9 protein-coding genes are annotated in these 12,937 nt (G+C 43.1%); all 9 read left to right on the top strand.

The window, feature by feature from the left end; all coding sequences use genetic code 11:
• Positions 1-23: 23 nt before the first annotated feature.
• The 9 genes from hpt to THEBA_RS02845 are packed head-to-tail and all read left to right on the top strand — an operon-like array spanning position 24 to position 12,926.
• Positions 24-557, top strand: coding sequence for a hypoxanthine phosphoribosyltransferase (gene hpt / locus THEBA_RS02885; protein ID WP_006492182.1), 534 nt, complete (start codon positions 24-26; stop codon positions 555-557).
• A complete protein-coding gene (locus tag THEBA_RS02880) occupies positions 557-868 on the top strand; it encodes a hypothetical protein (protein WP_014730370.1) in 312 nt (103 codons plus the stop codon). Before hpt ends, THEBA_RS02880 begins: the two co-directional genes overlap by 1 nt.
• Entirely contained in the window at positions 865-1,761 is an 897-nt protein-coding gene (locus tag THEBA_RS02875) for a DegV family protein (protein WP_006492178.1), read from the top strand. Before THEBA_RS02880 ends, THEBA_RS02875 begins: the two co-directional genes overlap by 4 nt.
• A complete protein-coding gene (gene recG, locus THEBA_RS02870) occupies positions 1,761-4,118 on the top strand; it encodes an ATP-dependent DNA helicase RecG (RefSeq protein WP_014730369.1) in 2,358 nt (785 codons plus the stop codon). Before THEBA_RS02875 ends, recG begins: the two co-directional genes overlap by 1 nt.
• A 1-nt stretch (position 4,119) precedes the next feature.
• Complete coding sequence (locus THEBA_RS02865; RefSeq protein WP_006492175.1) at positions 4,120-4,677, top strand: RsmD family RNA methyltransferase; 558 nt, start codon at positions 4,120-4,122, stop codon at positions 4,675-4,677.
• Positions 4,674-5,150 (top strand): Mut7-C RNAse domain-containing protein, encoded by a 477-nt coding sequence (locus THEBA_RS02860; protein ID WP_006492174.1) that lies wholly within the window; start codon positions 4,674-4,676, stop codon positions 5,148-5,150. The genes THEBA_RS02865 and THEBA_RS02860 overlap by 4 nt, the downstream gene beginning before the upstream one ends.
• Positions 5,128-7,839 carry an ATP-binding protein gene (locus THEBA_RS02855; RefSeq protein WP_006492173.1) on the top strand — a complete coding sequence of 904 codons (2,712 nt, stop codon included), beginning with the start codon at positions 5,128-5,130 and terminating at the stop codon, positions 7,837-7,839. Before THEBA_RS02860 ends, THEBA_RS02855 begins: the two co-directional genes overlap by 23 nt.
• Positions 7,817-8,182, top strand: coding sequence for a response regulator (locus THEBA_RS02850; protein ID WP_006492172.1), 366 nt, complete (start codon positions 7,817-7,819; stop codon positions 8,180-8,182). Before THEBA_RS02855 ends, THEBA_RS02850 begins: the two co-directional genes overlap by 23 nt.
• A 19-nt stretch (positions 8,183-8,201) precedes the next feature.
• Positions 8,202-12,926 (top strand): SLBB domain-containing protein, encoded by a 4,725-nt coding sequence (locus THEBA_RS02845; RefSeq protein ID WP_014730368.1) that lies wholly within the window; start codon positions 8,202-8,204, stop codon positions 12,924-12,926.
• Positions 12,927-12,937 lie beyond the last annotated feature (11 nt).

Raw genomic sequence — 12,937 nt, 5'->3', positions numbered from 1 at the left:
CGTGACTCCCGGAGGTGAAGGAAATGCTCTTTGATCCTGCAAGAATCGAAGTCCTTTATTCAGAAGAGGAACTGAAGAAAATCGTCAATGGACTGGCAGAGAAGATTAATGAATACTATTCACCGATTACTGATGAAATTACTGCAGTATGTATCTTGAAGGGGTCGGTTCATTTTTACAGTGACTTACTTAAGCGGCTGAATTTGAAGGTCCGATACAACTTTGTTCATGTTTCCAGTTATTCTGGAGCATCAACTACCGGTAGGATTCGCGTTAAAACCTGGGTAGATGAATCGGTTACCAATCGCTACGTCTTGCTTGTTGAAGACATAGTTGACACAGGAGGAACTCTCAGGTACATTATCAACTATATCTGGAAGCAAAAACCAGCGGATGTAAAACTAGTATCGCTTTTCGAAAAGACCATTCACGATCATGGAGTCAAAATTGATTTTACAGGTGAAAAGATTGGGGATCAGTTCATAGTCGGTTATGGACTTGACTACGAGGAGGTTTGTCGCAATCTTCCTTACGTAGGTTATTTGAAAGGAGAATAATGAAAAAAGGCAATGTTGTTACACTAGTTCTGGCTGTACTGCTTCTAAGCATTTGCACCATAACTTCCCTTTTTGCATTGAACGTTGTCAGTTCCAACAGGAAAAACACCCAGCTGATGCTAGAAGCTTCAATAATGAGAGGAGTAAGAGTCTCAGCAGAAAAGCTTCTTCTGTTCAGTATGGAACATGGAAAAAAGCTGGCTGTTGAGATCAACGGTTATCACTTGGAAACGGATGAGATTAATGGGAGTTGGTGTGTGCGATTAGATAATGGAGATGAAGAAGAAATAATATTCGCCGAAGGCAGGTGAGCGATTTGATAGCAATATCCGTTGATTCCGGTTGTGCACCTAGCAGGGATTTTGTTCGGGAGCATAAGCTATTTTTCATGGGGATGAAGGTGATAATTGACGATAAGGAATACACCGATGACTTTGACTTCATGGAGAATGTGTTTTATAGAATCGTTGAAAACTCAAAGGAATTTCATACGGCGCAGCCACCGTTGGGTCAGGTACTTGAATATTATAACGATATTAGGTCAAGAGGATATACAGAGCTTCTTGATATTCACTTTTCATCAAAGATGTCAGGGGTGTACGAAACTTGCGTAATGGCTTCCAAAATGGTCGAAGGAATAGATGTTCGGGTGGTCGATACCAGAAAAGTGTCTATTGGTGCTAATCTTGTGGCCAGAAAGCTTATCAAGCTCGTTGAAACTGGATGTAGTCTAGACGAGGTTTTTGAAAGCGTACCCCGTGTCATTGATAATACTTTTATGGAGTTTAGTGTTCCCACTTTGAAGTATCTCATTAAGAATGGAAGAATAGGAAAGGCACAGGGGCTCGCAGGAACCTTGCTAAACATAAAACCAATTCTTTCTGTTGATGAAGAAGGATTTATAAGCCCAATAGCAAAACTCAGAGGTATGAAGAAGCTTCAGGAACAGATGGTTCAGAACATCGTGGAATTTCTTCAAAACAGGAGAAAATCAATCACGCTTTACTCGATTTATGGAAGCGAAGAGTATTTGACCGTTATGCATGAGACAACTGAATGGCTTATAGAATCGATCGAGTCGAGACTTGGAATATCTAGAAGTGACATTGAGCTGGTCAGCGGTAGAATATGGCCTACGATAGCTTGTCACAGCGGTCCTGCGGTTTTTGGACTTGCTTGCTACGGGGAGAGAGAAGCAGAATAATGCTCTTGGAGCAATTCCTTGAAGAATGTGAAAGACTTCTCGAAGCTCACCTCAGCGGTAAAAGGGAAGATAATGTATTACCCGAGCTCAAGCGTTTCCTATCTTTGCTCGATAGGTCCGAGTTGTCTCATTTCTCCTCGCTTGGCGAATACTTGTCTAAGTTTATTTCTTACCTCTCCAGAATTGACGAGTTTCCTCATGATCGAAAGGTCAAAAGATTGAAAAACGGCCTCGAAATGATAGCCAAGCTAAGGAATTTTTTTCTACTTCACAATTCAGAAGAAATTGAATCTCTTCTTGGTAGACCGGTTTCACCTTCGACACCCATTAAGTACGCATATTCGGTAGGTGAAGCGAGATCAAAGATACTGAAGAGAATGGATATCGAAACAATTGGCGACCTAATACAATATTTCCCGAGAGATTACGAAGATCGAAGGATAATTATGCCCATTTCCTCGATAGTTCCTGACCGAAAGGTAAGTGTAAAAGGCCGTCTTCTGAACTTCTCTGCAAAGAAGGCATCGGGTTATACAATTATCTCAGCAGTAGTCAGCGATGGTTTTGGTCAGTTGCTTCTTAAGTGGTTTAATCAGGACTATATTATTCAGAAGCTTAGGAGGGACCGAGAGTACTTGATTCACGGTTTGGCAAAGGAAACTCCATTTGGCCCCATGGAGATGAACTCTCCAGAAATAGAGGAGATCCAAGGCGAAGTGCCAAGAGAAATCCTTCCTGTTTATTCGCTAACTTCGGGCATTTCTATGAAGATGATGAGAAAGATCGTCAAACGAAATCTCGGCTTGGTAAGATCGTTGGACGATCTAGTACCTTCCTCAATAACCACTGAAAGGGGATTACTTCCCAGAAAACATGCGTTTACCGCTATTCACTTTCCAAAGAGCCTTTATGAAATTAGGAAGGCTAGAGAATCGCTGGCTTATGAGGAGTTCTTTCTGTTTGAGACTACAATCTTATTCAGAAAACGCCAGATTAGGAAAGAGTATCAGGGTCTCCAAAAGGAAATCAGCGGCGTCTTGTCGAAGAGACTGATCGAATCCTTGCCATTTGAACTAACTAAAGATCAGGTTACTGCTTTCGAAGAAATCAGAGATGACATGAGGGCCGCTTCGCCTATGAATAGACTACTTCAAGGTGATGTTGGCTCCGGGAAGACTCTGGTCGCTGAACTGGCAATGGTCGATAATTACGAAGCTGGCTATCAGAGCGCCTTGATGGTACCTACTTCTGTACTTGCAATGCAGCACTATGAGAAGATCAAGAGAGAACTTTCGCCTATTGGGATTGAAACCGGTCTGTTGACGGGATCATTGAAAAAAAACGAACAGGATTTTGTGAGGATGAGGTTGAAGAAGGGAGAAATAGATGTGGTTGTCGGTACTCACGCACTCATCCAGGATGGTGTTGAATTTAAAAATCTTGGCCTTGTGGTTGTCGATGAACAACATAGATTTGGGGTCAAGCAACGAGAAACATTGACAACAAAAGGCAAGCTTCTCGACAGTCTCGTCATGACCGCCACTCCAATTCCCAGGACTCTTGCTTTAACGGTTTATGGAGACCTCGATATTTCGACAATTCTTACATTGCCAAAAGGAAGATCCCCAGTCAGAACAATTATACTCGCAAGAAAAAGACTTAAAGATCTTTACTCATACATCTCAGATGAACTGAAGATGGGTCATCAGGCATTTTTCATATACCCGCTCATCGAAGAATCAGAACAGGTCGATCTGAAAAATGCTACCGATGAAGCAACGAAACTTAGAGAAGAAGTATTCCCAGGGGTAGGTGTTGAATTGCTTCACGGCAGGTTAAACGATAACGAGAAACAAGAGATAATGCAGAGATTCAGATCAAGGCAAAGCATGATTCTCGTTTCAACAACCGTTGTCGAAGTTGGGATAGATATACCCACCGCCACTGTTATGGTTATTGAACACCCCGAAAGATTCGGAATGGCTCAGCTACATCAACTTAGAGGGCGTGTCGGTAGAAGCAATCTTAAATCTATCTGTGTAATGGTTATGAATAAAGCTATTTCAGATGATGCTCTGTCAAGGCTCAGAGAATTCGCTTCTACTTCGAGCGGATTCGACGTCGCCGAGCTTGATCTAAGACTTCGAGGACCGGGCGAGTTTCTTGGCTTAAGGCAGCATGGTATGCCTCAGTTCCTTATTGGTGACATTGTAAACGATCGAGATCTTCTCTTCAAGGCAAGAGAAGACGCAAAACAACTGATGGAAGAAGACCCCGAACTCCTTGAGCACGGTGCTCTACGAATCGAAATGGAAAGGGTATATTCAGAGAGAGCTAGACTGATTGAGGTAGGATAGCATGTTGACAATAACCGGCGGAAAATTCGCCAGGAGAATGATTAACCCAACAACAGCGAAGAAAACCAGGCACACTCCCCAATTAGCTCGTAAGGCCCTCTTCGACGTTATAGATATAAACTCAAAGTCCCTTTTAGATCTTTTTTCGGGGAGTGGGATAATATCTTTTGAAGCCATTAGCAGGGGTGCAGCCAACGTCTTGGCAGTTGAGATTTCAAGAAGGGCCTGCAATTCAATTCTTGGAAACAAACGGGGAATTGATCCCTCTATGGATCTGGAGATTCTCTGCTCAGATTTTCGTAGGGCAATTCCATCATTCGTAAAAAGCGGAATCGCATTTGACGTCGTATTTGCGGACCCTCCCTTCGATGAGGAATACATCCAGCCTCTTATGGCAGTTCTTGAAAGAAATACTGAGCTTCTAAACCTTGCCGGAATGCTTATAGTCGAATCTTCTGTAAGAGAGAAGGGTTTTGTCTTGCAAGGTGCAGGATCCTTCGATCTTGTTGACCAGAGAAACTATGCAGGAGTAGTGTTCTCTTTTATGGTGAAGAAATGAGATTTTTGGTTGAAGAGCCCTTAACCAAACTAGCGAGGAAGCTCAGACTGATGGGTTTTGACACGGAAATATGCTCTAGAAATGAGATAGGCAAGTCATTTGAGAATCGGGATGTGTTTTTGACTAAGAGTAAGAAAGCGATGGAGATCGCGATTAAATTTGGGATCAGATCTTATTTAATCAAGTCGGAGAACTGGCGCTCGCAGCTCAAATCTGTAATTCAAAGATTCCAGATAGGTTTGGACGATGTTCACTTTCTTAGCAGATGCTCGAAATGCAACGGTCTGCTTGAAGAGGCTTCCCTAAAAGATGTTGCAATGGTTCCAGATTATGTGGTGCTTACGGCAGAAAGGCTTTACAAATGCACCAGGTGTGGTCAGCTTTACTGGAATGGGAGTCATGTTCAACACATGAAATGGATGAACGAAATTGCAGGAAAGAGTGGTGGTAATGCTGAAGAAAACAAATTTTGAGAAATCATCCGATGAAGTAATCCAGAGGATTTTGAAGAAGATTTCTTCTGAACCCTCTTCAAAAGCATCGCTGTTCATACTGGAGAAATATCGAAACGTTTTCAAAGAAGTCAACCCAGATGAAGCCTTCACTCGCACTGGTAGAGAGATAAGGTTAAGCCTAAATCCCTCTCTGAAGGAGCTTTCTGAGGATTTTTCGGGAGAGATGAACGTTGTTGTTTCCTCTCATGGCAAAGAATTCAGAGAAAAAGTATTTCTCGTCAGTCTTTCTTACGATGGAGAACCTCATGGGCTACTGATTATGCCTGCAGGCGCAGAATCGAATAAATCACTCAAGGACTGGATAAAGGAAATTGAGCTTGCTTTGCATTATTCGCTGAAAAGATCAGCCGAAGAGGAAGCTTTCAGACGATTGAAACTGGTTTCAAAGCTTACTTCGGTACTGGAAACCGAAACTCAAGTTGAAGAATTGATACGTAAATCATTGGAGATAGCAAGAGAAATGTTGAGAGTTAGATGGATCTTCTATCTCGAAGGGCAGGGAAAGAGTCTTCACCTGAAGGCGGCTGTGGGAAACGGTAATAACCCTCTCAAGGGAATCGAAATAGAGATTTCTGATGATCAGTTGAGTGAACTGGCAAGTGAGAAGCTTTTCGTTTCTGCGAGAAAATCAGATCTCTCATCTGCAATCTTTAAAGAAGATGTTTCTGTGGGCTCCTTCATGGCTATTCCTCTAGCAGTAGAAGGAACACTAAACGGACTGATCGTCGCTGCAGACAGGGAAGATATTGAAGGAGAATTCAGAGCATATAAACATCTCGACAAAGAAGATCTTAAAATTCTTGATGATATAAGCAGAAGAATGGCCGTTGCTATTAGCAGAATAAGACTTACAAAGAGGTTGGAGCTAGAAGTAAGGAAGCTAAGACAGCTTGGGAAGAAACATGAAGAACTCATAAATGATCAAAAAGATCAGCTTTTCAAGCTTGGAGTTCTCCACAAAATTACCGAGGCCATGAAAAGAAGCATGGACAGAGAGAGAATAGTTAGAATTCTTCTAATAGGCGCGACTGATTCCTCAGGACTGAGATTCGATCGCGCCACATACTTCCGTGTAGATAGCGGTCGTTCCCTTCTCATTTTGGAAACCCAAGTAAATTCTACGAGGGGCAATAGTTTCAAGGATAGATCCGCATACAGTGATCTTACAAGGTATCTTCAAGATGTTTCGCTTGAGGCGGCACAAAGTACCACTAATAATGAGCCTTCGGCATCAATTTCATATCCTGGGAATATCATTCTAGAAAGGGTCATCCTCAGGAAAAAAATGGTTCACGTTTCTCCGGAAATGCTCAGGCTCAGGGGAGAAGAGCTGAGCTTGATGAACAGAATTATCGGCACTGACGAGTATCTCATTGCTCCCGTGTCAGGGGAAGAAGAAGTACAAGGTGTACTGGTGGTTGACAATGCTTATTCCCGGAAGAAAATCAGCAGTGGTGACATAGAGATTCTCGGATTGCTGGCCGACAGTACAGGAGTAGCTCTTGAACTTACGGAGAACTATAAGAGAATCGTACAGATGGCAGAGAGTCTCGAAAAAGAGAGAAATCTTTCCAATTATTATCGAAGATTCGTTTCAAGTATACTTCAGTCTCTAGAATCAGCAATCATAGTTTGTTCTGTTGACGGTGAAATAACGGAAATCAACAGAACTGCTGGATTTCTTTTGAACATTGAAAGAGAAGAATTGATTGGAAAGAAGATTCAATCAATGAAACCACAACTTGGAAGCATTATCGACCTTTTGTCGGATGCGATGAGAATTGGCGAGACTATTACCCTAACGGATCAATACTTTGAAGCCTTTGGAGAAAGATACTTCGACGTTCGCATAACACCGCTGAGAGAAGAGAAAAGGAAAGGTCTAACTGGCGTGATTCTCTCCTTAGATGACATAACTAGGAGGAGAAATCTTGAGCAGGAACTGAAGGGTAGGGAAAAACTTGCGGCTCTGGGGGAAATGTCTGCAAGAGTCGCTCATGAGATTAGAAATCCAATAACAATAATCGGCGGCTTCGTGAAAAGGATTCTGGCTTCCTCAGACAGGAAGAAAACCGAAGAATATGCGAAAATTCTCATGGATGAGCTTCAAAGACTGGACAGAATAGTTGGCGAAGTACTTGAGGTTTCTAGAAGAAAGGCCAAACCATCTAAGGAAGCGTTTGACCTGGTTTCTATGACACGTGAAATACTGGCTGGATTCGAAGAAAAAGCCGCGTCGGAAAATGTTAAACTTGTTCTATATACGAAAGAAGAAAGAATTGAATATTACGGAAATAGAGATAAAATCAAACAGGTAATAATCAATCTTGTTCAGAATGCTATTGAGGCCTCCGAATCTGGAGATGAGGTTCATGTAACTCTTGAGAAAGATAGCGAGGAGATCCGTTTTTCAGCCTGGAACGGTGGGAAAACTATACCAGAAGAGACTTTGAAGCGAATTTTTGAACCATTCTTCACTACAAAGACTCTCGGTACTGGTCTAGGACTTTCTATTTGCAAAAAGATTGTAGAAGAGCATGGAGGAAGCATTCATGCTTCAAGCGGAAGTGAAGGAACCGTCTTTACTTTCAGGTTGCCGACTAAGGAATTTGGGAGGTTTGATCTTGAAAAGAGTACTGATAGTTGAAGATGAAAAGAATCTGAGGCTACTAATCGAAGAAGAACTTACGGAATCTGGCTTTGAAGTCAAGAGTACTGGCACAGCTGAGGAAGCTCTTGAAATTCTCAGCACAAATAACTCGTTTGACCTCATGACCATTGACATTGAAATGAAAGGAATGAACGGGCTCGAGCTTGCCGGTGTTGTGCGAAAGCGGTTTCCTAATATGAAAATTGTGCTTTTAACCGCTTATACTCATTACAAGCACGATCTTTCTTCTTGGGCCGCCGATGCATATGTTGTCAAGTCACCGGATTTCTCAGAACTTAAGAAAGTTATAGAAAGCCTTCTGAGAGAAGACCTTGACTAGTAAAGAAGGAGGAAGGAAGATGCACAAGAAAATCATATCTCTTTCAATAGTGCTTTTGATTACAATGTCACTTCTAGGATATTCAGTAAGACCGGGTGACCTTCTATCGATTTCCGTATATGGGTCCAGCGACCTTTCGAGTGAAACCCTTGTGGGACCGGATGGAACTGTTTCCGTTCCTCCGCTTGGAAGCATTATGCTTCTGGGAAAGACACTAGAGGAGATTCAATCCTTTCTGTCTTCACAATTTCTTAGCAAGGGCATTCTTACATCAGAGCCCCAGGTAACTGTATCTGTGAAGTCGTTTGCTCCATTCATGTTCTACGTTCTGGGAGAAGTTAACAAACCCGGAGCAATTGAGTGGCGCGACGAAACTATTGGGATCTCTCAACTGCTTGCTCTTGCGGGCGGCCTCAAAGACGGGGCAGATCTTTCCTCATCTTTCATAGTGGATAGCGAAGGAACAAGAAATTACATAGATCTATCCTCAATTCTCTCCGGTGGATCCGCTCTAAAAGAGAAAATCTCTGAGGGCTCAACATTATTCGTTCCAACAGGTCCTCGTGCGTGGATAATGACGATGGGCGAGTTCAATTCTCCTTCACTAGTCAAATACAGCCCTGGAATTACTTTGACTCAGGTGATCGCCAAATCTGGAGGACTAAAGGAAACCGCCGATGATAACGAAATCATGATTCTCAGCGAAGCTAAAGAGAATTCTTCGATCGTTAGTCTGAACAGCGTCTTATCCGGCATAAAAAGTGACCCTGTGCTATCTGCTGGAAGCATCGTCATAGCAAACGATGCCTCATCAAAATCAGTCAAACTTCTTGGAGAGTTTGGCAATCCTTCATCAATACCATACCGTGAAAAGCTGACTTTGCTTCAGGCTATTGGAGAGGCCGGAGGAGTAAATCAGGCCGCTTCGGACCAGCTTTACATTCTGAGGAAAGACCTAGATGAACCGGAATCCGTTGAAATCAGCAAACTCCTCAGCGGTCAGATCAAAGATATAGACCTCTACCCAGGTGAAACAGTATTCGTTCCACGCCAGCCTGAAAGATATGTATATATAGCCTCCGCATCGTTTGGAGGAAAAGTTGAATTCAGTATAGATGAAGAAATTACGCTAATCAATGCCTTAGTAAAGGTAGATCTCTTTGATCCAGTAAGCCAGGACCCATTAGTTGTTGTAACCACATCAGGCGAACGTCGTGAGTTTCATCAAGGGGAAGATGCCGTTCTCGATGCAGGATCGATGATAATACTTCCAAGCGGTGAAAAGAGTATCTTCGTCACCGGTGAAGTAAAAAACCCGGGCATCCTTTCCTTCTCGAATCTCGAAGAAATCACTCTTGGAAAAGCAATTGCAAAATCAGGTGGAGTAACGGAGTTTGCTGGCTCTGTAGAACTTCTGGAAAATGGGGAGGCAAAAAAGTTTTCAATCGAAGATGCTGTTAAGAGCACTTTGGTTCTTTCAGCTCAATCTATCGTAAATGTAGCAGAGAAAGAGCATCGTTTTGTATACGTCGTTTCTTCGGCAGAAGGCGGAAGAATCGATTTTGAAGAAAGAGAACCATTCACTCTTAGAAACCTGCTGGCAAAGATGAATTTACTAAACTTCAATTCGAAGAAGGAAATATCGATTATTGACACCGCTGGAATGAGCAAATTTCTTTCTGTTTCTACCCTATCAAAGGAAGACTATCAGCTTGAGACCGGTTCAATCGTGTTAATTCCTGATATAAGTACATGGATATATGTATTTGGGGAAGTGGAAAGACCCGGAAAGATCAAGCTCGATGAAGACGATCTTCTTCTGACGCGTGCTATCAGTGCGAGTGGAGGATTCACTCAAAACGCAGACATTTCGTCCGTTCAGGTGCTTTCTGGATCGGAAATCAGTGAAATAGATCTTGATGAAGTTCTGAAGGGAATATCCAGTGATCGGGAAATTTCTTACGACGATCTCATATATGTCCCAAGAATCGACAGTCGATTCGTCTACGTTGTTTCTGAGGAAAATGGTGGAAGAGTTGATTTCTCTTCTGGCGAAAACATTACCCTCAGAAATGCCCTTGCCAAACTAAATCTTGTGGAGATCGCTTCACAGAAGGAAATTTCGGTGATTTCACCGTCTGGTAAGGAGATAAGAGTTTCAATTAGTTCTCTTGAAAGATCTGACCTCGAACTGGAAAGCGGAAGTGTAATCTTTTATCCTCAGGCGGATAACGTGGCAAATGTTATTGGACAGGTAAGAAATTCCGGTACTGTGAATCTTAAACCCGGTATTCCCTTCAATCTGAGCACCGTAATAGCAGCAGCTGGTGGCATAACCGACCTGGGCGACGAATTCAATATTACAGTAATAGATTCTAAGTCTGCTTCTACAGCTGTTTATAGCCTCGAAGATCTAACAAGAGACCCGATTCCGGTAATTCCAGATGGAGCTACTGTGTTTATTCCCGAACTCGAGGCGAGATTCGTTTATGTTTTGGGGGGCGTACGAGAGCCTGGAATAAAGGAAATAGGCAAAGAAGAGCCAAATCCAACTCTGACAAAACTAATAGCAATTTCTGGTGGATTAAGCGACCCACTTTCGAAGGAAGTTGAGATAATTGAGGATAATCAGAGAAGAAAGCTTGACCTACAGTCAGTAATGATGGGTCGTATTCAAGATCCACAGGTATCGAATCATTCGATAATATATATTTCTGAAACTCCCGATCGATTCGTGTATGTAATCTCTAAAGAGAAGGGCGGAAGAGTCGACTTTGGAAGCAATGAGGAAATCACCCTAAGGACTGCACTGGCAAAACAGAATCAACTTGATTTTGATTCGGATGGCAGGGTTACCATTATCCTTCCAGACGGGACAAAGAGAGAGAGACAGATTTCAGATCTTGGGGAGAGCGATATGAACTTATCCCCTGGATCAATAGTAATTTACCCAGATGTTCTACGTCAGGTGTTTGTGGTGGGTGCAGTTAACAAACCGGGACTCGTGGAATTCGAACCTGGAGAAAAAGTCTCCCTAACAACTGTTCTCGCAAGGGCAGGTGGAATGACCCCGCTTGCGCTGAGTAGCAAGATACAGATAACGGATCCTTTTGGCAGGACCTCAACTGTAAGTGTAGACTCAATACTTCTTGGTAAGGCTCTTGACATGAATCTTGAAGATGGTTCTTTCGTTTACGTACCCATATATGAACCAGTCAGGGTAAATGTAATAGGAGAAGTCAAGTATCCAGGAACGATTGAGTTTTCTAAGACCGAATTGCCATCTCTTCTACTCGCTATTTCTAGAGCCGGTGGTTTGACTGAAAAAGCTGCACAAAACGTGAAGATCACGGGCGAAGAGAAAGGAGTACTGTGGCTAGATCTTGTCGATGGAAAAGATGTGATGTTAGTCTCGGGTCAAACCGTCTACGTTCCGGGTGACGATCGATACATCTACGTTGGCGGTGAAGTAAACTCTCCCGGAAAATTCGAGTTCGCAGCTCAGGAGGAGATTACGGTTCTGAGAGCTCTCGCAAGGGCTGGCGGTGAAAAGGCCACCGCCTCAGACCTGGTCAAGGTATTGCTGCCCTCAGGGGAGATTCTACCAGTGAGTCTTTCGAATATCAGGAACGAAGGCAAGGATGCGGTTATTGAACCTGGAAGCACACTCATAGTACCAAAACAAGTGCTAAGAATAACCGTTCTTGGGGCAGTTAAGAATCCCGGTCTTTTCACTTTCAATCCAGATGAGGATCACTCACTTTCCGATGTTATAGCTAGGGCCGGAGGTCTCATAGATGAAAGTCTTGTTGATGCGATAATTGTTCATGACGACAAACGATACAATGAATATACTCCAGAAGTTTTGCAGAAAAGAGGAAATCAACTGTCTGATAACACTTATATCTATGTGTCCAGTAGATCACCCGTCTCTGTGACTGTCCTGGGTGACGTCGCTAGACCTGGAGAGTATGAAATCAGCGTCAGGAACCCTTCCATTGCAACGGCAATCGCAGTTGCCGGCGGAGTTGAAAAGGCCGTAACAACGCTAAGCCTAATCGGAATAGATGGCAGGGTGCAATTGTTTGATGCCTTGAGGACCGAGGAACTCGCAAGAAGCTATCTAGAAGATGGAGATACCATCGTCGCATTAAGAAACTACGATTCTTTTGTCGCGGTGGTCGGTGATGTGGAATCGCCGGGAGTATTTCCAGTCTCGGACTATGGTGAGCTGACTCTGGCTGAACTCATAAGTCTTGCTGGAGGAATTACAAATTTCGAAAGCGGCGGAAGAGTCTTCATATCTTCAGGCGGCAAGACGGAAGAGATCATTATTTCACCTGACGATTTCATCGCTCTCACCAGAAAAGTAGTTCCCGCTGGATCCACTGTATATGTACCTTACACGGAACCGGCCAGAGTTTATGTTTTCGGTGAGGTTCAGAAACCCGGTATCGTTAGATACTATGACGGCATGACAGCCATTGAAGCACTTGTAGAGGCCGGGGGACCGACAAGCTATGCTGTGCTCGGAAATGCATTGCTCTTCCAGGATCTTGAAGAGGAGCCAATGGTAATCGACCTGGATCAGCAGAAAGGAAAACCTGCGAAGGGGAATATCCCGCTGATACCGGGAAATATAATCTTCGTTCCGCAGTCCCCAATAGTGAATATTAAAGATATTATGTCGATTGTTGCGTCATCGCTAAGCATAGTGAATTCAGCAGTTGGCATATTTAAGTGAGGTTTGAGGAA

Source organism: Mesotoga prima MesG1.Ag.4.2, assembly GCF_000147715.2.
GTDB lineage: Bacteria > Thermotogota > Thermotogae > Petrotogales > Kosmotogaceae > Mesotoga > Mesotoga prima.
The sequence above is the reverse complement of the archived record's forward strand: the minus strand, read 5'-3'. Positions and strand labels throughout refer to the sequence as shown.